18 protein-coding genes and 1 tRNA gene are annotated in these 21,642 nt (G+C 41.3%); 11 read left to right on the forward strand and 8 right to left on the reverse strand.

The features are described 5' to 3' along the window. Positions 1 to 122: 122 nt before the first annotated feature. Both G457_RS0111560 and G457_RS0111565 read left to right on the forward strand, forming a co-directional pair. On the forward strand, positions 123 to 1,091 hold the full coding sequence (locus tag G457_RS0111560; RefSeq protein ID WP_026946629.1) for a phosphotransferase: 969 nt from the start codon (positions 123 to 125) through the stop codon (positions 1,089 to 1,091). Continuing rightward, the gene (locus G457_RS0111565; protein WP_026946630.1) at positions 1,088 to 2,323 is read left to right on the forward strand and encodes an ADP-ribosylglycohydrolase family protein; all 1,236 of its coding nucleotides are present in this window, start codon (positions 1,088 to 1,090) and stop codon (positions 2,321 to 2,323) included. The genes G457_RS0111560 and G457_RS0111565 overlap by 4 nt, the downstream gene beginning before the upstream one ends. 48 nt (positions 2,324 to 2,371) lie before the next feature. Here G457_RS0111565 and G457_RS0111570 read toward each other — a convergent pair whose 3' ends face one another. From G457_RS0111570 to G457_RS0111585, 4 genes are all read right to left on the reverse strand, one after another. Beyond that, positions 2,372 to 3,019 carry a hypothetical protein gene (locus G457_RS0111570; protein WP_051260798.1) on the reverse strand — a complete coding sequence of 216 codons (648 nt, stop codon included), beginning with the start codon at positions 3,017 to 3,019 and terminating at the stop codon, positions 2,372 to 2,374. Positions 3,020 to 3,333: 314 nt separating this feature from the next. Further along, on the reverse strand, positions 3,334 to 3,852 hold the full coding sequence (locus G457_RS0111575; protein WP_024282734.1) for an acyl-CoA thioesterase: 519 nt from the start codon (positions 3,850 to 3,852) through the stop codon (positions 3,334 to 3,336). A gap of 4 nt (positions 3,853 to 3,856) precedes the next feature. Beyond that, positions 3,857 to 4,489: a bifunctional nicotinamidase/pyrazinamidase gene (gene pncA, locus G457_RS0111580; protein ID WP_035483706.1), complete on the reverse strand. Its 633-nt coding sequence runs from the start codon at positions 4,487 to 4,489 to the stop codon at positions 3,857 to 3,859. After that, a complete protein-coding gene (locus G457_RS0111585) occupies positions 4,476 to 5,963 on the reverse strand; it encodes a nicotinate phosphoribosyltransferase (RefSeq protein WP_026946633.1) in 1,488 nt (495 codons plus the stop codon). Before G457_RS0111585 ends, pncA begins: the two co-directional genes overlap by 14 nt. Positions 5,964 to 6,142: 179 nt before the next feature. Between G457_RS0111585 and G457_RS0111590 the strand changes: the two genes are divergently transcribed. The 3 genes from G457_RS0111590 (at position 6,143) to G457_RS0111600 (ending at position 8,321) form a co-directional block, all read left to right on the forward strand. Further along, complete coding sequence (locus G457_RS0111590) at positions 6,143 to 6,736, forward strand: RNA polymerase sigma factor (RefSeq protein ID WP_162142702.1); 594 nt, start codon at positions 6,143 to 6,145, stop codon at positions 6,734 to 6,736. Beyond that, a complete protein-coding gene (locus G457_RS0111595; RefSeq protein ID WP_026946635.1) occupies positions 6,726 to 7,490 on the forward strand; it encodes a hypothetical protein in 765 nt (254 codons plus the stop codon). Before G457_RS0111590 ends, G457_RS0111595 begins: the two co-directional genes overlap by 11 nt. 102 nt (positions 7,491 to 7,592) lie before the next feature. After that, positions 7,593 to 8,321, forward strand: a complete 729-nt coding sequence (locus tag G457_RS0111600) for a hypothetical protein (protein ID WP_026946636.1) — start codon at positions 7,593 to 7,595, stop codon at positions 8,319 to 8,321. A 72-nt stretch (positions 8,322 to 8,393) separates the two neighbouring features. Here G457_RS0111600 and G457_RS0111605 read toward each other — a convergent pair whose 3' ends face one another. The 3 genes from G457_RS0111605 to G457_RS0111615 form a co-directional block, all read right to left on the reverse strand. Next, entirely contained in the window at positions 8,394 to 10,991 is a 2,598-nt protein-coding gene (locus G457_RS0111605; RefSeq protein WP_155847137.1) for a CHAT domain-containing protein, read from the reverse strand. A 162-nt stretch (positions 10,992 to 11,153) separates the two neighbouring features. Next, positions 11,154 to 12,029 (reverse strand): hypothetical protein, encoded by an 876-nt coding sequence (locus tag G457_RS0111610; RefSeq protein WP_026946638.1) that lies wholly within the window; start codon positions 12,027 to 12,029, stop codon positions 11,154 to 11,156. Positions 12,030 to 12,084: 55 nt separating this feature from the next. Further along, on the reverse strand, positions 12,085 to 12,912 hold the full coding sequence (locus tag G457_RS0111615; protein ID WP_262900061.1) for a DMT family transporter: 828 nt from the start codon (positions 12,910 to 12,912) through the stop codon (positions 12,085 to 12,087). Positions 12,913 to 13,017: 105 nt separating this feature from the next. Here G457_RS0111615 and G457_RS0111620 point away from each other — a divergent pair, with 105 nt between their 5' ends. Then, positions 13,018 to 13,467, forward strand: a complete 450-nt coding sequence (locus G457_RS0111620) for a peroxiredoxin (protein WP_026946640.1) — start codon at positions 13,018 to 13,020, stop codon at positions 13,465 to 13,467. 1 nt (position 13,468) lies between these two features. Here G457_RS0111620 and G457_RS0111625 read toward each other — a convergent pair whose 3' ends face one another. Then, positions 13,469 to 14,119 (reverse strand): ABC transporter ATP-binding protein, encoded by a 651-nt coding sequence (locus tag G457_RS0111625; protein ID WP_026946641.1) that lies wholly within the window; start codon positions 14,117 to 14,119, stop codon positions 13,469 to 13,471. A gap of 139 nt (positions 14,120 to 14,258) precedes the next feature. On the opposite strand from G457_RS0111625, the gene sucC reads away from it, so the two are divergent. From sucC to G457_RS0111655, 5 genes are all read left to right on the forward strand, one after another. Further along, positions 14,259 to 15,473 carry an ADP-forming succinate--CoA ligase subunit beta gene (gene sucC, locus G457_RS0111630; protein WP_026946642.1) on the forward strand — a complete coding sequence of 405 codons (1,215 nt, stop codon included), beginning with the start codon at positions 14,259 to 14,261 and terminating at the stop codon, positions 15,471 to 15,473. Positions 15,474 to 15,483: 10 nt separating this feature from the next. Further along, a tRNA-Arg gene (locus G457_RS0111635) sits at positions 15,484 to 15,557 on the forward strand. Positions 15,558 to 15,743: 186 nt separating this feature from the next. Further along, positions 15,744 to 18,056, forward strand: coding sequence for a PSD1 and planctomycete cytochrome C domain-containing protein (locus G457_RS0111645; protein ID WP_026946643.1), 2,313 nt, complete (start codon positions 15,744 to 15,746; stop codon positions 18,054 to 18,056). A gap of 2 nt (positions 18,057 to 18,058) precedes the next feature. Next, on the forward strand, positions 18,059 to 19,513 hold the full coding sequence (locus G457_RS0111650) for a DUF1501 domain-containing protein (protein WP_024282747.1): 1,455 nt from the start codon (positions 18,059 to 18,061) through the stop codon (positions 19,511 to 19,513). Next, positions 19,514 to 21,640 (forward strand): c-type cytochrome domain-containing protein, encoded by a 2,127-nt coding sequence (locus G457_RS0111655; protein ID WP_026946644.1) that lies wholly within the window; start codon positions 19,514 to 19,516, stop codon positions 21,638 to 21,640. Positions 21,641 to 21,642 lie beyond the last annotated feature (2 nt).

Genomic DNA, 21,642 nt, shown 5'->3' on the forward strand with positions numbered 1-21,642 from the left:
AAAATTACAATGGATAGAAACTCCCCCTTTTTGATAAAGGATTAGTCATCCGCTTGACATTTTTATGGAAGAAATTAATTTTCATTGCCCTATGTTTGAACTCAAATTGCAATTATTAAAGCATGAAATTTGAACTAACCAACAACACCTCACTCGAGGATCTACAATCACTCAACTTCTGGCAGCCTGAGGAAAAAGTCCTTAAAACCTCAGAATTGCCTGATAGCAATATGAATCAGGTGATCAGAATCCACACCAATCAGCGTACGGTCATAGCGAAACAGTCCAGAGATTTTGTTCGAAAATTTCCACAGATTCCAGCTCCTATCCAGCGAATTGAGACTGAAAAAAAATTTTACGAGACCGTTCAAGAATCAGAATTCTTAAACCCTCATAGCCCAAAAATAATCAATTGGTTTCCAGAGCATTACTTACTGATTACCGAAGATTTGGGTAAAGTCGGTGATTTTAGCGGACTCTATTCTGGGGAAAAGCTAATTAGTGATTCTGAAATCAAATCTTTGATCGACTATCTGAATCATCTACATCGATTAGCTCCTGAGGATTTCCCAGACAATCTCGAAATGAGAGTGCTTAACCATGAGCATATCTTTAATTTTCCATTTGAAATTGAAAACGGGTTTGACTTGGACACCATCCAAAAAGGTCTTCAAGAACTCAGCCTGAGATATAAAAAAGATGATTCCCTGAAGCAAAAAATTAATGAATTGGGAAAGCGATATTTAGCTCCGGGAAGTTCACTTTTACATGGAGATTTTTATCCCGGAAGTTGGATGAGTGGAAATTCCGGTATCAAAATTATCGATCCGGAATTCGCCTTTGTGGGAGATCGGGAATTTGATCTTGGAGTATTTCTGGCGCATGCTGATTTTGCAGGTATGGGTGCTCAATTGGAAATGGCAATCACAAAGCACTATTCTCAGGACATTGATCCTAAGCTTTTACAAAGCTACCGAGGAGTGGAAATCATGCGTAGATTAATCGGAATTGCTCAATTGCCTTTAAAGTTGAGTCTCGGTAAAAAAGAAGTTTTGCTCGAAAGAGCTAAAGAAATGATCATGAATCCATGAGGAAATATCTAATTCTAGCAGCTTCTTTAATCATTTTCTCCTGCAGTCATCAGGAGTCAGAAGATTCGATTTCCTTGGAGGAGAAGCTTTCAAAATCTGGACTTTCAAAAGAAGAACTAAAAGATAGAATCTTGGGAATGATTGTCGGAAGTGCCATTGGTGATGCCATGGGCGCACCTACCGAAATGTGGCCAAGAGAATCCATCAAACTAGAATATGGCTTTGTCACAGACTTGGATTCTATGATTCGAGAGGCTTCCCCTGAGGGTATATGGGTTCCAAATTTGCCGGCAGGAGGCACTACGGATGACACAAGATGGAAGGTCCTGACATCTGAATACTTACTAACTCAAAATCACGGAGAACTAAATCCATCAGATTTTGCAAAAATCATTGAGGATCGATATCTCAGCTACTTGGAGGGAATCAAACAAATCAACAGTGAGGATATTGAAGCCTATGAAAATGCTATGCTGAAAGCGGAATGGCTACAGGAATGGGCAAAAGTAAGCAGACCCTTTATCGAAAATAATCTGACTGGCTACGCTGATTCTTTGGGAAAATTTTATGGAGGGGAAATGGTTTGTGCGGGCTTGCTTTATGCGCCGGTTTTAGGAGCTTATTTCCCAGGTGATCCCGAGAGAGCTTATTCTGAAGCATACAAGCTTTCAATGTACGATTTAGGATATGCCAAAGACCTCACCGCCCTGAGTGCAGCATTGACCGCTGCGGGTATGAAAAAAGGTAGCAATCCTGATAGTTTGCTCGCTTCCTTGCGAGTCGACCCAAAGCAGTATTTCCAAAGTAGACTTGTAGGAAGGACGGCATATCGGATCCTTCAGGATGCGCTGAAAATAAATGAAGAAGCCAAAAAACTGGATTCTTTGAATTTCATAGATGGGAATAGTCCGGCACTTGCCTATGCCTTTGAGCAGCTGGATGAGCGGATTCAGGATATGCCTTTTCACGCTGGTGAGATTTATTTGCAGACTATTACTGCGATGGTATATGCAGACTTTGACTTTATGAATACACTGATTTTTCTGACGAATTATGGACGGGATAATGATACCACAGCCGCTTTGGCAGGAGGAATTTTGGGAGCTTATTTCGGATTTGAAAAACTTCCTAAAAAAGAGCGAGAGCAGGTGATTCAAGTAGCCAAGGAACAGTTGGGATTAGACTTATTATCCATAGGTCAGCAGCTTGGCGACCATTTGGTCAAACCATAAAAAAACCCCAATTCTTTCGAAAAGGGGTTTCATTGTGGGTGGTTTAATTTAGAAGTATAGGGTCTTTGTTCTACCCAAGTTGTCTGTCAACTGGAAGTAAACATCTTCCGGGTTAACTCCTTTTAATTTGTAGTCTTTACGGAATCCATCAGGGTGATCCACAGTCTCAGTGTGAATGATTTTGTTTGAGTCTTCGTATCTAACAGTAACTTCTACACCTGGCTCCGTAAGTCCGATTACTGCAATATTTACAGTTTCATCATCGACAATTTTACCATAAGCCATAAGCGGTAGTTCTCCGATTTCTGGCTTCCTGTCAAAAGTCTCCACCTTGTAGATTACCTCTTCATCCTCGGTCGTGATTTTTACTTGATATTCTCCACAAGGCATGTTGTTCAAGTCGTAAGGTACGATGACTTTCTCATCACCTACATTTACTTTTCGCTGATGGAGGACCTTTCCTTCATCATCAAGAATGGCAACCTTTGCCTTTCCAACTCCCTCATTTAGAAGGATATTTACTTTTTTGAATTTTGCCCTAGCGTCTGTGTCTGCTAAAAGGTCTTCATTTGAGTTTGCTGCAAGAGTACTAGTAGCAAGTAGTCCAGCAAGTGCGAATGTGAATAGCGTTTTCATAATGTAGTTGGTTTTAAGTTGTTGTGCTATCCCTATTGCCAAGGCTGTACCAATTGCCATTTCCTGATTTTTAAGAAAGCTTAGAAAATCAGAATTTTTTAAAATTTTTAAGATTTACACGGAATTAAATTTGGTTTTCTTCTCAAAAAATTAACAAAATCTGTAAAGAATGTGAACACTTGCTTGTTCGTTTGACTCGAAAGCGAACACTTTAAGGCAATTTTCTGGATTTCGAGGGTTGCATCTTAGTATGCTTGTTAAGAAAAAATAATTTTCAAAAAATTCTCCAGCTCAGAAATGGCCATGCCAAAAGCAAAAAAAGCTGTACGCTAGTGTACAGCCTTTGTTCGATTCAACACATTATTTGATTCAGATCAAGATTTTTTCAATTCCATACTGAGCTGCTTTACTCGCTCCTTGATACTGAAATCCCAGATATCATCGCGTTTTAGAGAGGTTGCTTCGAGAAAATCAACTACTGCACCTTCATGGTTGGTAGACTTTCCTTCTGCCAGGGTCACATATCGCATCGTGGACCAAAGAACTGTTTTGAGTTGGGTCTTGCTGTCATCGGTCATGTAATACTCGACCAAGATGGTATTTTCATTATGCCATAGTATGCGGCTCATAATTCGAACCCACTCTCCAACCATTGCAGGCTTGACGTAGCTGATATTGTGATTGTAAACCACCCAAGCAGCTTTGTATTTACGAATCAAATCGATCACCTCTAATCCATAGAGCTTAGGGACCTGATCCTCACGGGCATTGAAAAAGTAGTCGAAGTACTTGGCATTATTCAAATGCCGAAGTGGATCACAATCCTGAAATCGGATGACCACTCTACTTTCTGTCTCTTTGGGATAATGTTTTTCAGCGTCGTATTCAAACATGGGCTTAATCAATCAGTTCTTTTGATTTAATCAACTTCACTCCTTTTCCCTCCATTTCTTCCAAGGCCAACTTGCCATCTTCTGGATTTAGATTCACAGCTCTTGTCACATCCTGAAGGAGATAGGTTTCAAAGCCCAAAGATAAGCCATCCAAGGCTGTAAATTTCACACAATAATCCTGGGCTAAGCCACATACAAAGATCCTTTCAATTCCTCTTTCCTTCAAATAATCTCCCAAACCAGTATCTCCTCTGCGGGCATTATCAAAAAAACCAGAATAAGAATCTACTCGAGGGTTAGTGCCTTTTTGAAATACTGCTGCCCAATTACTAGGATCCAGGTCTTCATGGAATTCTGACCCATGTTCACCTTGTACGCAGTGAACCGGCCAAAGAATTTGATCAATGCCATCTAAATCTATCAGTTCACCGGGCTTTTTTCCACTGTGATTTGCTGCGAAGCTTAAGTGATCTTCCGGATGCAAATCTTGCGTAGCGACTACGCAAGAAAATAAAGGCTGAATGGAATTGATTAGCGGGATGATTTGATCTCCTTCGCTAACCTCCAAGGCTCCTCCAGGCAGAAAATCATATTGTAGGTCAACTATAATTAATGCGTCCTTATCAGTTAGATTCATCTTCAATTTCTTTAGCTTTTAAAACCAAGTCCATGCGCAAATGGTGCAGATTTTCTTCCAAACCAACCGGATAGACATGGGGATTGACTAGTCGCTTGTGGGTTTTGTCAAAGGTCTTCAATTGATCCTGAGTCCGCTTCCTGATGGACTGAATATCCGGACATTTATAGACTTTTTTCCCTTTTTCAAAAATCGGCTTTAGTAATTCCTCACTTTGATAAAAAGCAGGCATAATCCGCTTTCTTCTAGTAGCATCAATAGGATCGATGATGACAGTTCCTTTAGAGTCAACTTCTTGACCCTCGAGGTAAATCATATCTGCGACAGCTTTTCCGCCTGAAAAATACCTTCGGACATTATGCACCCCTGGAATATTGATTTTAAGTGATTGTTGGGAAACCTTGATTTTTGGAATCCATTCACCCTCAGGACTCTTAATTCCCGAAAGTTTATACACCGCTCCCAATGCCGGCTGATCAAAGGCAGTGACTAATTTGGTACCTACCCCCCAAACATTAATCGAGGCTTCCTGCGTTTTCAAGGAAGAAATCAAGTACTCATCCAAATCATTGGATGCAACGATTTTCGCATTGGGAAAGCCTGCTTGATCTAGGAGTTCACGGGCTTGATTGGAAAAGTAAGCCAAATCACCGCTGTCGATTCGGATTCCGATGAGTTCCTTTCCCATGCTTCGAAGCTTTTCTCCTACTTTGATAGCATTTTTCACTCCCTGAATCGTATCATATGTATCCACCAAGAAGACAGACTGATCAGGAAACGCATCTGCATAAGCTTCAAATGCCTCTAACTCCGTCTCAAAAGACATAATCCAGCTGTGAGCGTGAGTGCCAGAAACAGGAATCCCAAATAACCTTCCCGCCATGACATTGCTTGTAGAAGTACATCCCCCGATAAAGGCCGCCCGGCTTGCGGCAAGCGCTCCGTCAATCCCTTGAGCTCTCCGAAGACCAAATTCCAAAACAGGTTCTCCTTTTGCGGCCAATGTAATTCTAGCCGCCTTGGTTGCAATCAAGGTTTGAAAGTTCACGATATTAAGTAGTGGGGTTTCGAGTAATTGACACTGAATCAGGGGACCTTTCACTCGAAGCATGGGAGCATTGGGGAAAACGATAGTCCCCTCCTCCACTGCCTCGATATCACATGAAAAACGCATCTCACTGAGGTAATCCAAGAAACCCTTTTCGAATTGGGGAGAACCGTCAGGAGCTTTCATCCCTGCCAGGTAATCGATATCCTGCTTTTCAAATCGAAAATTTCTACAATAATCCACCACGTATTCCAATCCGGCAGCCACGGTAAAACCACCATTAAAAGGGTGCTTTCTAAAAAAAAGGTTAAATACAGCCTCCTGATCACCTTTCCCCGCCTTCCAATAGGCATAAGCCATGGTCAGCTGATAAAAATCCGTAAGCAGAGCAAGGCTGCCAGTGTAGAGGTCTTTGGTGATTTTCATAAAATTTTCCTTTCCATCAAAAATAAAGGTGTCAAACGGGTATCAAGAGTTTTTTAGGGAATTTTTCAATGAAACAGAAGTCTTTTCTCTTCTAGTCAAGATTTTATTTACCTATTTTGATTACATTTTTACGAGTGAACACGACTTATTATTGAAAGCGGATGAAGCTAGAAAAAAACTTGAGCGATCTAGAAATTACTGAAATGATCCAGAGGAATTCGAATCCGAATAAGGCAATAGCACAGCTTTACGAACAGCATTATGATATGCTAGAAAGTATGGTAATACAAAATTCAGGAACAGAAGAGGAGGCTGCAGATATCATTCAAGAATCCATGCTAGTGATGGTTCAAATGATAAAGACAGGAAAGTTCAGAGGCGAATCTACGATCAAATCCATGCTTTACAGCATTTCCAAAAATAAATGGATATCCGAAATCAGGAGAAAAAGAAGCAGTCAGGCACGACATGAAAATTACCTGACAAAACATGAAGAAAATGAACTGGATGTCAGCGAGGCAATCACCCATCAGGAGAATTTAAATTTCGTCATGACTTTGTTTGATAAGCTTGGTGAAACGTGCAAAAAAATACTCAAGCTCTTCTACTACGAAGACATGGCCATGAAAGAAATCTGCGAGAAAATGGAGTTCAGCTCCGAGCAGGTATTGCGGAATAAAAAATATAAATGTCTCAAATCATTAATTGAATCAGTAAAGTCTTCTCCCCATATCGGAGAACAACTCTTGAAATCATTAAGAAATGAAAAATAAACTAGACTTATTCATTTTGGAAGATTACCTAGACGGTAAACTCAGCATGGACCAAAATCAGGCCATTGAAGAAGAAATAAAAAACAATCAATCACTGGCTGATGAACTCGATGCCTTGAAAATCAGCCGGGAAGCAATTGAATTGGCTGGTTGGAAATCGACAATTCAGGATGTGCAAGCTTCCTACTTATCCGAAAGAAAAAAGAAACCATCCGATGGAACCAAAACCATCTCCAACTTTCAACAATGGAGCATTCGAGTGGCAGCTTCTATGACGATTCTACTTGTAGGGTTGGCCTCATTTTTGGTAATTTCTACTACACCTCAAGGGGTAAATGAAGATTTTCTTTCCTACAATATCCCAGTCATGAGAGGTGAATCGGCTGAGATTTCTTCTTTGAAAAAGGCCTTTAATGAGTATGATTTTGAAGAAGTAGTAGCGCTGGCAAAAGGCAACAGTGACTTGACCATAGAGGGAAAATTTATTCTAGGGATGGCCTTCCTGGAGCTACGGGAAGGTAAGCTTGCTGTCGATGAATTACGGGAGATTGAGACTGTCAATGAATCCTCTTCTGAGAAAATGTATGTAGAAGAGATAGACTATTATCTCATGCAAGGCTACCTTCTAAGTGGCGAATATGATCTAGCTCAAAATCAACTTGAAAAAATCCGATCAAATCCGAGACACAAATATCACCAAACTATTAATCGCTGGGACGCACTAAAAATCAAAATTTTGGATTTGAAATATTAATCAGATCTAAACTGAGAAAAAAAATTAAAAAAAATCCTTCGAAGCGGTTACAAATATTTATCCGGCTCCGACCTACTACCAAACAATCAAAAATACTAAACCATGAAAAGATACCCATTAATTGCAGCAGTTGCCACTATGATTGGCTTTGCTTCTTGCTCTGAAGAAAATGATCCTATCGCTATCGGAGATGGTGATGTACAAATGGCAGTAGGCGTTAAACTCGCCAATTCATCCAATCCAAATTCAAGAATCATGGAAGAAGGAGTACAGATTAATTCCGGGTTCATCCAAGTCAAGGAAATAGAATTGGAAGTCGAAGGAGAAGATGACAATGGAAGATTCGAGCGAGAAATTGAATATTCATTCCCAGAGATCAAAAAGATCAATTTTGATCAGTTCTCTTCTGATGCTGACTTTTTCATCAATATAGCCTCAGGTACTTACGAGGAAATCGAGTTTGAAGTGGATCTGATTGATCACCGAAATGAACCAAGCATTTACCTCGAAGGGACCTTTACAAAAAGTGACGGCAGCTCGGTTCCCCTGCGTCTTGAAGTTTATGGAGATGATGACGATGATTTGGATTTTGAGTTAGAATTGGAAGGAGATGATGATGAGTTATTCTTCTTCGATGGATCAAATAATCCTTTCGCCTTGATGGAGATAGATGCAAGTAAGTGGTTTTTAGCTGTATCTATTGTGGATTTAGAGGATGCGGAGCTCACTGATGGTGTTTTGGTGATTTCCAGAGACCAAAATAGAGGTATCTACAATCGAATTCTCGAGCGAATAGAAAACTCCTTAGATATCGAGCTAGAGTTGGACTAGGGCACTGACTCTTTCGATCCGATCCGGCAGAGTAATTTGCCGGATTTTTTTATTCTAAATCCGACTGATTTTCTATCTCCGGCGAGAAATTAAAAACCAATAAATCAATCCGGCCAAAATCAGGATAATTCCCACAATGAGAATAAGCTGAATCATGGAGCTCCAAATAGATTTCTCCTGAATCTGCCCCACCAGGACAAAATTGGTCCAATAAGGAGTATCCCGAAACTGTACCATTTCTGGATCTTGGAGTAAGCTTAGCTTTGCCTCCCTTAGTGCCTCAGCATAAGTCAAACCCGCGTCTAGCCCCTTGTAAAACTCTTTTGATAAATAGGCTGCTACCCGATCTTCTGTGAGCCATAGCGTGGATATAAGATTATCAGCTCCTGCAAATGAAAAAGCCCGAGCCAGACTGACAAGACCTTCTGATTCACTGAATTTGCCAGACCCGGTCTCACAGGCACTCAAAAATACCAATTCGACCTGATCAAAAGCTTGATACCTCAATTCGTTTTCGAAAAGTCTATAATCTCCTTCAGGATAAAATGCCACAAAAGATGCCTCATTATCTTCATCAGAAGCGATGGCATGGGTAGCTAAATGAATAACTTTATTTTGATCTGCTTGAGCTAGAAATCGCTGAAGTGTGGCTTCAGAGCCCTGAATCTTCAAGCCCGGCAAGCTCTCAATTTCAGCTGCCGATCCATGTAGAACGGGAAGTCCCAATCCCTCTGGACCTGAGCTCCTATCAAAAGGTGCAAAGCTTATCATGCTCGATCCATTCCAAGGAGAGAGTTCTTGAGTTTGAATTTGAAGGGCCGAAAATTGGTAGCTGATCGGTAGTTTTTCGATAAGCATTTCTCCATCAACGTAAAGCTCATCAAAGGAAACACCAGAGAAAGCACCATGTGGAACAATCATTAACAGTTTGGATTCACTGATTTCATTTCCCCAGTTTTCAAAAACCCGAACACTCAGTGAATCAATAAATTCAGGGATTTGATATCGCATACCTGACTTCCAAGATCTAATTTGCTCTTTCCATGCCAGTACTTTATCTCGATCCTTTTCACTCCAATCAAAGATTTTCCAGTCAAGATTTTTATTGCTCAGCAATGAAGTGACTAGGTAATCATCAGCTTCAAAAAAGGATAGTAAAACAGTGTTGTCAGGCAGTCTATTTTGAATGTTTGCTAGAGTGAGATTAGCAGAATCCTCTTCTGTTTGGGAAAACTCCTTGATCTCATCACGAAGTCTAGATAGGCTGACCTGTAATTCAGTGTATTCAGATTTGAGATCTACGAGCTGAGATTCATCAAAATTCTCATACTGATCTCGATAATTTTTAGCCAATTTTTGTAAAATCAATCGCTCTTCCTCAAGCAGTTTCTTTGGAATAGCTGATTTTTGCCGTCTCTTAGTTTCCAAGATACCCAGCCTGAGTGCGGTTGACTTACTCTGTTCTGCCCAAAGGAATACTTGATTTTTGATTCTTTCTTCATGACTGCTTCGGGAAAAATCTATTAACTGCCTAATTGCTAATTGGTAGGCTTGTAAAACCTGATCACCCAAGAATATTCTGGCCTCATCATTATCGAAATTTGCTGATATAAATTCAGCTAATGCAAAGGCAGATTCATAAGAATCCCAGCCTAATTCGAAAAATTCGGCTTCTTGGTTTATCCTGTATAAACTCCAAGCTGCACGAGCCTTAGAGACCAAGCTTTCAAAAAGTGTAACTGCACCCATTCCCAAGGAAAGTTCTTTGGGGTTGTCAAAGATATCTTCTGAATTAAAACTGGGATGTAACTCTCTGACAGATAAATGATAATAAGTGACTGCTTCTTGAAGCCTGTCTTGCTTTGATTTAAAATCTCCAAAGTTGGCTAAGAAGATACCTCTTTGGTAGTTTTTAGAAGGTATTTGGAGGCTATCCAAGGCAAACTGTGTGGCCTGGAGCAGACTATCTACTTTTGATAGATTATTTTGAAGGAGAAATGCTTTCGTTTGGAGGTTCAAGTAGGATAAGTAATTCGTACCAGAAACGCCATCGATCTGACTCAGTACTTCCAAAGCTTCTCCTCCCCTTTTTTCCTTTAGAAAAGTATTTGCCAGGTTAATCCGAACTTGATTGGAGTTGATATTCCAATCAAGGAGTTGGAGGTAAATCGAACGCGCACTATCGTATTCTTCTAAATGGTAGAGCGCGGAGGCTTTATTGCTCAAAAAACTGTAGCGGGCAAATTGTGCATAATCTCCGGAAGTCTCCAAGTATGATTCTGCCTGTGTGAAATATTGAATACTTTGAAGATAATTCCCGGTCTCGAAGTAGTAGACTCCCAAGGCATTAAAAAGCCGCTCTGGCAAGGTCCCTGTACTGATTTGATCCTGAAGACGTTCAGCTTCTTTCAGATGAAAAATCGCGCTGTCAAGTCTACTCATCCGAAAAAGAACCTCACCGAGGTACAAGTTTGAGGCATAGACCAAGGTATCTGGCTTTTGAAATCCCTTTGTGAAAAATAAGGCCTTACGGTAGGTGTTTGCAGCTTCTGACTGCAAGCCGTAGATCACTTGTAGGTTACCCAAATGCTCGGCAGCTCTTATGAAATCGAATACTTCATCAGAATCTGGAACCTCAGAGAGAATTTCTGAATAGAGTTCCATTGCCATTCTATCATCTTTCTCCTCTGGAAATGGTAAAAAATAAAGAGAATCAGCCTTTTGGATTTTTTGATTTTTCTCTTGCCCTTTGACAATTAGAGGTATAAAAAAAATGCTAAAACATAAAAGACGACTCCAAAGATTTGACACTATTAGGGACTGTTAAAGCCCCTACTGTAGATTCGCCACTATTACAATAAATGGTGGCCTTGGCACTCTTCGGGGCCTGGTTTGATTTGCTATCCTGAAATTAGACGATTTTCCTGATCTAAGCTCATTGATTAGATCACTTTTTTCTTCAATATCATCCAAAAGAGCCTGTGGGATATCGGCCACTGTTTCATAATAAAAGAAACGCAACGGAATAGAATTTAATGCTTCCCCGCTCAAATCTGCCAATCTATAAAATAACTCAACATCAAGAACTTCTCCATTCACAGGAGTGGCACCGAAAGTACCATTTTCCACTGTCTCCAATAAATCAAAGATGCCATCACTTGAAATCTCAAATCCTAAATCCTCTAATAACTGCCCGGTAGGATTCTCGGTATCAAAGTCACAACTACTATCGTCATCGTCATCATCATCATCGTCGTCATCATTACAAGGTAGGGCAAGCCCTGGAACTCCGTTGTATATAGGCGCTGCCAAGGTTTGATTTTGATCCAAAACATACACTCCATCCAGGTAATTGACTCCTCCAATAGTCAGAAAAGTCTCACATGTCTGGTTGCTTCCCTGAGGAGTAAATGTGATTTTGTATTTAAGACCTGTTTCACTCGCATTGATATCGATAACTCCTGAACTAGGATCGATTGCTAAGCCATTTGGACTTGCTTCGAAAGTTCCTTGGATAGGATTAGTAGGGCTTACAAGTATATTTTGTGTGGCATTCAAATAATATATCGTATCCGCGTAGGCAAACTGGTTACAGTCAAAATTTAACTGACCATTTCCTGGAGGATCTTCCGTTTCTTCTACACAAGAAAAAATGGAAAGGAATATCAGCGCGAATGCTATTAGTGATAGAAAAGATTTAGGGCTCATCTTTAAAGGTTTTCTTTTAAGTCGCATCTCACTTTCAAAATGTAACCACTTCATACTACTTTTCTCTTAAATTCAATAATATTCCCAGTACAACCAAGCCCATACCTATGTAAGAACCAAGCGTAAATGTCTCTTCGAAAAAGATATACCCAAAAAACAATGCATAAATCATTCCCAAATATGTTAGGCTTGAAACTTTAGACACATTTGAGTTTTGATATGCTAAAGTCAGGAAGTATTGTGCTGCCTGAGTACAGATTCCAATCCAAAGCAATATCGCCCAATCCCAACCCACGGGATTTACCCAATTGAATAATACAATAACCGAGGCAATGGGTAAGGTCACTAGAGGAAAGTAAAAAATAATCACCAAAGGGTGCTCAGTATTCTTCAATTTTCGGATCACATTGTAAGCCAAGCCCGAAAAAAGTGCAGAAATAATTCCTATGCTGGCATAAAGCAAATCCACTCTCGGATCAAAACCTTGCACCACAATCACACCTAGAAAAGCCAAACCAAAATAGAAGAATTGAATAGGCTTGACCCGTTCCTTAACTAGAAATATCCCCAAAATCGTGGTGAAAATCGGTGATAGGTATTGAATGGTCACAGCACTTGCCAAGGGGATTTTCTGAAGCGTGTAGAAAAAGGTAATCAGTCCGATCGATCCAACTACACCTCTGATTACCAGTAGTTTTTTATTGTTTCCAAAGACATATACACCCTGACTTTTCAGAAAAGCATAACTGAAAATAAGGCTAAAAATGGAGCGAAATAGGATGATTTCGATCGCCGGAATATGAGGGATAAACTTCACAGACACATTCATCAAGGCAAAGAATATTCCTGCCAAAATCATGGACTGCACGCCGGATAGTTTCAAGGTCGGGGTATTTTTTAATCAGTTGGAGCAAGTAAGAAAGAAAGAATCATTTTTCTTTACTTTGAGTTCAAGCTAACAAACAGTTTTAAATACAGTTTCAAACTCATGGCATTAAAAATTGGCACCCAAGCACCAGACTTTTCTGTAAAAGGGACTTCTGGACTTTCACTGAATCTACATCAAGACCTATCTGGAAAAAGCTTTGTATTATACTTTTATCCGAAGGACTTTACCCCCGGCTGTACAGCGGAGGCTTGTGAGTTTAGAGATCAATTTGAGGCTTTTCGGGATTTGGATATTCCTGTCTTTGGAGTAAGTAGAGATTCTATCGAGACACATGAGAAGTTCAAAAAAACTCATAAACTTCCCTTTGAGCTTTTGGCAGATGAATCCGGAAAAGTTTGCAAAGCGTACGACGCGCTCATTCCACTCATCAAGATGCCCAAGCGAATCACCTATTTCATCGATTCGGACATGAAAATTGCCGGAGTATTTCAGGATATGTTTGAATCAAAAAAGCATATCGATGCCATGCTGAAAAAGTTGAAAAAGTAGGCTAGACCATTACTCCATCCTTCATTTCCAGCTTTCGATCAGCCATGGCTGCCAGCTCTTCATTGTGAGTGACGATGACAAATGCCTGTCCTAGTTCATCCCGAAGCTTGAAAAAAAGCTCATGAAGCTGATGGGCATTTTGCGTATCCAAGTTTCCACTTGGTTCATCTGCGAAGATAATTTTGGGATCATTGATCAAAGCTCTGGCCACAGCCACTCGCTGTTGCTCCCCTCCCGAAAGTGCAGAAGGCTTATGGTCCAATCGATGACTGATTGACAGGATTTCTGCTAGTTCTGAAGCTCTTTTTTTCAACTTAGACTCGGATTGCCCTTGGATAAACCCGGGGATCAGAATGTTTTCTAAGGCCGTAAATTCCGGCAACAGATTGTGAAACTGAAAAATGAAGCCTACCGTCTGATTGCGAAAGGTGGCTAGCTTATCTCGATTCAGGGCGAAGATATTTTTCCCTTCAATCAAAACCTCTCCGGAATCAGGATCATCTAAAGTGCCCAAAATATGTAAAAGCGTACTTTTTCCAGCACCGGAGGAACCTACGATGGAAACAATCTCCGAAGATGATATTTCAAGGTTTACTCCTTTCAAAACATGAAGGTTTCCGTATGACTTATGAATCTCTCTGGCAGTCAGCATTATAGATTTCTTTCTAAAGGATTAGCAAGTTGGATATTTTTAGAAAACGGGAATTAAAGGCTTTTTTTTGATAAAAAAGGATTTTTTCAGGTTTGATTTATAAAGCTGAAGGGCTTAACTTCGCCAAAAATTTTGAGCAATGAACATACACGAGTATCAGGCGAAAGAAGTATTGAAAGGTTACGGAGTCCGGATTCAAGAAGGAATCGTAGCAGACAGTCCAGAAGCTGCCCACGAAGCTGCAGTTAAGTTGAACGCGGAAACAGGTACCTCTTGGTATGTGATCAAAGCTCAAATCCACGCTGGTGGTCGAGGAAAAGGTAAAATCCAAGAAACTGGTTCAAACGGCGTGGTATTGGCCAAAAAACTTGAGGAGGTAGGTGAAAAAGCTAAGAATATTCTTGGCGGAACACTTGTAACTCATCAGACGGGTCCAGAAGGTAAGAAAGTAAGTAAAGTTTTGATCGCTGAGGACGTTTACTATCCTGGCGATTCAGAACCAAAGGAATATTATCTATCTATCCTCCTAGATAGAGCCAAAGGTTGCAACGTAATCATGGCTTCTACAGAAGGCGGAATGGATATCGAAGAGGTTGCAGAAAAATCTCCTGAGAAAATCATCAAAGAGTGGATCGATCCGAAAGTAGGATTGCAAGGCTTTCAGGTAAGAAAGGTCGCTTTCAAACTTGGACTTAGCGGAAATGCTTTCAAAGAAATGGTCAAATTCATCGCTGCTCTTTACAAGGCATACGAAGGAACGGACTCCTCTCAGTTTGAGATCAATCCTGTATTGAAGACTTCAGATGACAAAATCCTAGCAGTAGATGCTAAGGTAAATCTTGACGACAATGCTTTGTATCGTCAGAAAAACCTTGCTGAGCTTCGCGATATCTCTGAAGAGGATCCATTGGAAGTGGAAGCTGGTAAATCTGGTCTAAACTACGTGAAGCTTGACGGAAACGTAGGCTGTATGGTAAATGGAGCCGGACTAGCGATGGCTACCATGGATATGATCAAATTATCCGGTGGTGAGCCTGCCAACTTCCTAGATGTGGGAGGTGGTGCTAACGCTACTACCGTTGAAGCCGGATTCAGAATTATCCTTCAGGACCCAAATGTTAAGGCAATTTTGATCAACGTGTTTGGAGGAATCGTAAGATGTGATAGAATTGCTAGCGGAGTTGTTGAAGCTTACAAATCTATTGGCGATATTCGCGTTCCAATTATCGTAAGACTTCAAGGTACCAATGCAGAAGAAGGTGCCAAGATTATCGACGAGTCGGGATTGAAAGTTTTCTCGGCGATTACATTGAAAGAAGCAGCTGAAAAAGTTCAAGGAGTACTTCAAAGCTAAATCGGAATAAGCACTCGTAGTTCAACTGGATAGAATATCGGATTTCGGCTCCGAGGGTTGAGGGTTCGAATCCTTCCGAGTGCACAAAGCTCAGACTTAGGTCTGAGCTTTTTTTTTGCCTTTAAATCCTATTTTTTATCTCCAAAAATTAAAATCTAGAGCCCATTTTTTCAAATCTAGAAAAACCTCTTTTTTTAGAAAAAGGGAAAAACTTTTTGAAAATTTTTATTTAACTTACTTTTTCAAAATAATTCAATTCAGCTTTTGAAATTGTCGGCAAAATATTCGTTTTACACGCTATTCCTTGCAGGTTTATTCGGATGGGGATGTACAGGCACCTCATCCAATTCTCCTGAGTTACAAGCTGTAGATCAAATCAGCTATAACTTTCATATTCGTCCCATCCTTTCAGACAAATGCTTTGCCTGTCATGGTCCCGACGCCAATAAGCGGGAAGCTGGATTAAGACTGGATACCGAAACAGGAGCCTTCGAAGCCCTGAAAGAAAGCCCAGGTAAATTCGCTTTGGTAGCTGGAGATCCAAATGCATCAGAAGTCTATCATAGAATTATATCGGAAGACCCATCCGAACAAATGCCTCCTCCCGAGTCCAACTTGAAGCTTTTGGATTCTGAGATCGAACTAATCAAAAAATGGATTGAGCAAGGAGCTGCTTACGAACCTCATTGGGCTTTTGTCAGGCCAGAAAAAAAACAAATCCCTGAAGCTCCTGACTGGGCTAGAAATGAAATTGATCATTTCACCTGGAAGAAGATGAAGGAAAAAGGGCTAGAACCCAATCCAGAAGCCGAAGATTATGAATTGATCAAGCGAGCGAGTTTAGATCTGACTGGCCTTCCTCCTAGTCCAGAAATTTTGGAACGATACCAGGGTTTTGAAGGAGAAAATACCTACGAAGACTTATTGAATAATCTTCTTTCAGAGCAAAGCTTCGGAGAAAAGTTAGCGATCCTTTGGCTGGATATTTCAAGATACTCGGACAGCTACGGCTATCAAGATGACAATATCCGAACCCAATGGCCCTATCGGGATTGGCTCATTCATGCCTTCAACAATAACTTACCTTACGATCAATTCATCACTTGGCAACTGGCTGGGGATCTACTTCCCAATCCGACCAAGGAAACAATTTTGGCGACAGCTTTCAACAGAAATCACAAATACACCGAAGAGGGAGGCGTGATAGATGAAGAATACCGCATCGAATATGTTTTGGACAAAACCAACACCTTCAGCACAGGGGTGCTTGGCATTACCATGGAATGTGCACAATGTCACGACCACAAGTACGATCCATTTTCTCAGAAAGAATATTTTGAACTTTTCGCCTTCTTCAATAATAGCCGGGAAAAAGGTTTTGAAGGAGATGTCAGCGTCTCCAAACCTGCCAAAACGCCTATTCTATGGGTAGAGCAAGAGGACTTGGGAGGCATCTTGGATTTCATTAACCATCCCGATACAAGTAGATTAAGTATTTCCGTGATGGGTGAATTAGATGAAGAAGAGGCTCGGACCACCTATATTCTGGACCGAGGAGTATATGATGCACCGACCGATCCTGTAAATCCATCAACGCCAGCATCTATTCTGGAGTTTTCGGATGAGCTACCCAAAAACCGACTGGGACTGGCTCAATGGGCAACCAATAAAGATAACCCTCTGACTGCCAGAGTATTTGTAAATTTGATTTGGCAAGAAATCTTCGGAACAGGTATCGTAAAATCGGCAGGGGACTTTGGAATGCAAGGGGACCTTCCTTCCCATCCCGAACTGCTGGACTGGTTAGCGGTGGATTTTATGGAAAACGGTTGGGACATCAAACGGCTACTAAAACAAATCCTTTCTTCGGCCACCTATCGACAATCTGCTCAAATCACAGACAGACATCTCAAAACCGATCCGGAAAACGTGTATTTGGCTCGAGCTCCGAGATTGAGATTACCGGCTGAAAATATCCAGGACTTGGTATTGGCAAGTAGTGGTCTTCTGGTACAAAAAGTTGGAGGACCTAGCGTAAAGCCTTATCAGCCCGATGGTATTTGGGAAGCAGCCACCTCAGGCCGGGGAGAATTGGCGAAATATGCGCAGGATACTGGAGAAAGCCTTTACCGAAGAGGAATCTACAATTTCATTAAACTGACTGTTCCACCTCCAAAAGCAATCATCTTTGACGCTAGTAATCGAGACCGATGCGAAGTAGGCAGAGGAAGAACCAACACCCCCCTTCAGGCTCTCGTCATGCTCAATGACCCCATGGTTTTGGAAGCTGCTCGTGTCCTCGCGAGTGAGCTAACCAATAAACATTCTGAATCTGAAGCAGCCATTGAAGAAGCATTCAAACGCATACTCTGTAGACCGATGAAAGCCTCGGAAGCCACCTTGATTTCTGACTATTTTGAAGATCAGTTGGAGCGATTTGGATCAGAACCGGAGACTATCAAGCCAACGCTCGCTGTGGGAGAATATCCACTCCAGGAAGAGGATATAAATCCCAGAACTGCCGCACTGATGCAGGTGATTGTCAGTCTGTATAATTTAGAAGAAACGATAACCAAAATATAGCGATGGAGAAGGAGTTTTTAGAGCATGGATTAAGTTTGAATCGAAGGAAATTCCTTTCCAGATTAAGTCTAGGCTTAGGGAGTGCCGCCTTAGGTTCTCTATTGATTCCAGACCTTTTTTCAGGCAAATCGGAAGCAGAAGATGCTATCATGGCCGCTTTGCCACACTTTGCTCCGAAAGCCAAGCGAGTTATTTACCTTTTTCAAAATGGGGCTCCCTCCCAGCTTGAGTCCTTTGATTACAAACCACTTTTGCAGAAAAATTACGGGATGGATCTACCTGAGTCTATCCGGATGGGTCAGCGATTGACGGGTATGACCGCCGGACAGGATAAGTTTCCTTTGGTTGGTTCCTATTATGACTTCAATCAATATGGGGAAAGCAGGGCGTGGATTTCCTCCATTTTCCCCTACACCGCCAAAGTAGTAGATGACATCTGTATCATCAAATCCATGCATACGGAGGCCATCAACCATGATCCTGCTTTGACCTTCTTTCAAACAGGAGCTCAGGTAGGAAACCGACCCAGCATGGGTTCTTGGCTTAGCTATGGGCTTGGAAGTGAAAACAACAACCTACCGGCCTTTTGCGTGCTTCTAAGCCGTGGCAGAGGAAATGGTCAGGGTGTTTACAGTAAGCTTTGGAGCAATGGTTTTCTAGATGCCACTCATCAAGGTGTACAGTTCTCAAATTCAGAGGATCCAGTGCTTTATCTCCGGGACCCTCATTCTATGAGTAGAAATGAACGGAGAAAAATGCTGGATCACATTGCCGCCATGAATGATCTGAGCTTCAAGGAATTCAACGATCCGGCTATCACTGCAAAAGTCCAGCAATACGAGATGGCTTTTCGAATGCAGACTGCTGTACCAGAAATCACCGATGTCTCCAAAGAGCCTGATTCAATCGTCAAGCTATACGGACCAGATTGTCTTGTACCGGGAACCTATGCTGCCAACTGTCTTCTCGCTCGAAAATTATCTGAAAGTGGCGTTCGTTTTGTTCAATTGTATCACCAAGGCTGGGATCAGCATGATAATCTCCCCAGTCAAATGGCTATGCAGGCGAAGGATGTAGATCAAGCTTCTGCTGCACTGATTACAGACTTAAAACAGCGAGGACTTTTGGATGAGACCCTTGTTATCTGGGGAGGGGAATTCGGTAGGACTAATTATTGCCAGGGAAAAATAACACTGGAAAACTACGGTAGAGATCATCATCCTCGAGCTTTCTCAATTTGGATGGCTGGAGGCGGTGTGAAGTCTGGAATGGTCTATGGAGAAACTGATGAATTTGGCTACAACATCACTGAAAACCCGGTTCATGTCCATGATTTCCAAGCCACAATTCTCCATTTGATGGGAATAGATCACGAAAGGCTTACTTATAAACATCTGGGAAGAAGGTACAGGCTGACAGATGTATCCGGTCATGTAGTCAAAGATATTTTAGTCTAAATGGCCCGATCCCGCATTAGCCCATCAGCAATTCTAGAAAACCTACTTTTCGTATGGTTTGGCTTTTCCGCGATTCTTTTAGTCGGAATAGAAATCGCAAGTATTCCACCTTTTCTTCAAGTATTGGGAAGAGCTCACCCCCTACTTTTGCACTTCCCCATAGTTTTGGTGATGGGTGGATTGTTATTTTGGGTCTTACCAAGGTCTTACAAAAGTGAAGCATACGCTCAGATTGCTCCTTTTCTTTTGCTTTTGGGCGCAAATTTCTCCGGGATCACGGTAATCGCAGGTTTAGTGTTATCCAGTGAAGGGTATGAAGGCGATGCGCTCTTTTGGCATCAGTGGGCCGGTATGATCACCTTTTGGGGAGGAAGTTTTTTCTATTTTTTTCAAAAAAGAAAGCAAAATGCACTTCAAATTCCTTCAATCCTTTTGATGCTTTGTATTGTTTTGACCGGACATTGGGGAGCTGCTATCACGCATGGAGAGGATTTCTTACTTGCTCCACTCAAAACAGCTGAACCTGAGGTCACACTAGCCGAGGCGGAAGTTTTTGAGCACCTAGTCCGACCGATTCTACAGAGCAAATGCGAAAGCTGCCATCGAGATGGAAAGGTAAAAGGTGAGCTTCGGATGGATATTGTAGAAGGCTTACAAAAAGGTGGTAAATCAGGACCTTTTATCCTTGCTGGCGACCTTGACAATTCCCTTTTAATTAAACGAATCAATCTGCCCTTGGAAGAGGAGGAGCATATGCCTCCCAAGAATAAAACCCAGCTCACCGAAGAGGAAATGAATATTTTGACTGCTTGGGTCAATTCAGGAGCAACTTTTGATCAAAAAGTCGCTGATCTTCCTGAAGAGCATGAATTATTTCAATTTGCATCTAAGACCTTCGATAGTAAACAGGAGTATGATTTTGATGCAGTATCTGATGAAAAGCTTGAAGAGCTGAATACATTTTTCAGAAAAGTAAATCCCATCTATCCTGAGTCCCCTGCATTGGAACTCTCCTACTTTGGAATTGCTGCTTTTGACCCAAAATCGCTTTCTGACTTGCAGGAAATCAGGACTCAATTGATTTCATTGAATTTAGACAAAATGCCTCTTGGTAATGCTTCACTAGATTTTCTAAATGAATTTCCAAATCTTGAAAAGCTATCCTTGAATTTTGCAGAGCTTAGTCAAGATAAATTGGAGCGCTTTCCAAATATTAAGAGCTTGAAAGAGCTTTCTCTTTCCGGCATTCAACTATCACAAGTTGCTTTGGAGAGAATTTCGGGAATGAAAAACCTTGAAAAGCTTTTTCTCTGGCAGACAGGATTATCCGCTGAACAAAAAGCCAATTTAAGAGCTCAATTGCCAAATACCGAAATTGACTTTGGCTTTGATGGATCGGATGTAATTCTTCCTCTTAACCCTCCAAGAATCAAACAGGAGCGCATTTTATTTTCAGAAAGCCTAGAAATGGAACTCAGCCACCCCATTCCATCTGTAGAAATCCGATACAGTATTGATGGAACCGAGCCAGACAGCTTGTCAAGTCCCGTTTACGAATCACCTATCACAGTGACAAGTTCCGGAAAAATAAGGGCAAAAGCTTTTGCGAAAGGGTGGATTGGATCACAGGAAGTTAGTTCCATATTTATGAAATCCGGAATAAAACCTACAGAATATCGCTTGTTGACCCAGCCAAACCCAAGATATCAGGGCGATCTTGAAGAGACGCTATTCGACCAAATCAAAGGAGAAAATAATCACACTTCTGGTGAGTGGCTGGGCTACAGCGAGGATCCGTTTGTAGCTGAGTTGATGCTGAAGGAAAGTCATTCAATTTCAGAATTGGCGATTAGTTTACTTTACAATGAATCAGCCTATATTTTTCCACCTACTCGGGTAGAAATCATTGGTTGGAAGAACGGAAAAAGCACCATTATTCATTCTGAAAAACCAGAACAGTCCGAAAAAATAGGAGAAATTAGATCCGAACTCCTTTCCTATTCTTTGAAAGATGCTGATTTCGATAAAATCCAAGTCAAACTCTACCCCATCCAATCACTTCCACCTTGGCATCCCGGAGCAGGAGCCAAAGGATGGGTATTTGTCGATGAAATCCTTTTAAACTGAAG

The sequence above is a fragment of the Algoriphagus marincola DSM 16067 genome (assembly GCF_000429405.1).
Classification (GTDB): Bacteria; Bacteroidota; Bacteroidia; order Cytophagales; family Cyclobacteriaceae; genus Algoriphagus; species Algoriphagus marincola.

Bases quoted from the DNA above. Each gene is read 5' to 3' on its own strand.
- G457_RS0111560 (WP_026946629.1), top strand. From the start codon at position 123: ATGAAATTTGAACTAACCAACAACACCTCACTCGAGGATCTACAATCA.
- G457_RS0111565 (WP_026946630.1), top strand. From the start codon at position 1,088: ATGAGGAAATATCTAATTCTAGCAGCTTCTTTAATCATTTTCTCCTGC.
- G457_RS0111570 (WP_051260798.1), bottom strand. From the start codon at position 3,019: ATGGCAATTGGTACAGCCTTGGCAATAGGGATAGCACAACAACTTAAA.
- G457_RS0111575 (WP_024282734.1), bottom strand. From the start codon at position 3,852: ATGTTTGAATACGACGCTGAAAAACATTATCCCAAAGAGACAGAAAGT.
- pncA (WP_035483706.1), bottom strand. From the start codon at position 4,489: ATGAATCTAACTGATAAGGACGCATTAATTATAGTTGACCTACAATAT.
- G457_RS0111585 (WP_026946633.1), bottom strand. From the start codon at position 5,963: ATGAAAATCACCAAAGACCTCTACACTGGCAGCCTTGCTCTGCTTACG.
- G457_RS0111595 (WP_026946635.1), top strand. From the start codon at position 6,726: ATGAAAAATAAACTAGACTTATTCATTTTGGAAGATTACCTAGACGGT.
- G457_RS0111600 (WP_026946636.1), top strand. From the start codon at position 7,593: ATGAAAAGATACCCATTAATTGCAGCAGTTGCCACTATGATTGGCTTT.
- G457_RS0111605 (WP_155847137.1), bottom strand. From the start codon at position 10,991: ATGGCAATGGAACTCTATTCAGAAATTCTCTCTGAGGTTCCAGATTCT.
- G457_RS0111610 (WP_026946638.1), bottom strand. From the start codon at position 12,029: ATGAGCCCTAAATCTTTTCTATCACTAATAGCATTCGCGCTGATATTC.
- G457_RS0111620 (WP_026946640.1), top strand. From the start codon at position 13,018: ATGGCATTAAAAATTGGCACCCAAGCACCAGACTTTTCTGTAAAAGGG.
- G457_RS0111625 (WP_026946641.1), bottom strand. From the start codon at position 14,119: ATGCTGACTGCCAGAGAGATTCATAAGTCATACGGAAACCTTCATGTT.
- sucC (WP_026946642.1), top strand. From the start codon at position 14,259: ATGAACATACACGAGTATCAGGCGAAAGAAGTATTGAAAGGTTACGGA.
- G457_RS0111650 (WP_024282747.1), top strand. From the start codon at position 18,059: ATGGAGAAGGAGTTTTTAGAGCATGGATTAAGTTTGAATCGAAGGAAA.
- G457_RS0111655 (WP_026946644.1), top strand. From the start codon at position 19,514: ATGGCCCGATCCCGCATTAGCCCATCAGCAATTCTAGAAAACCTACTT.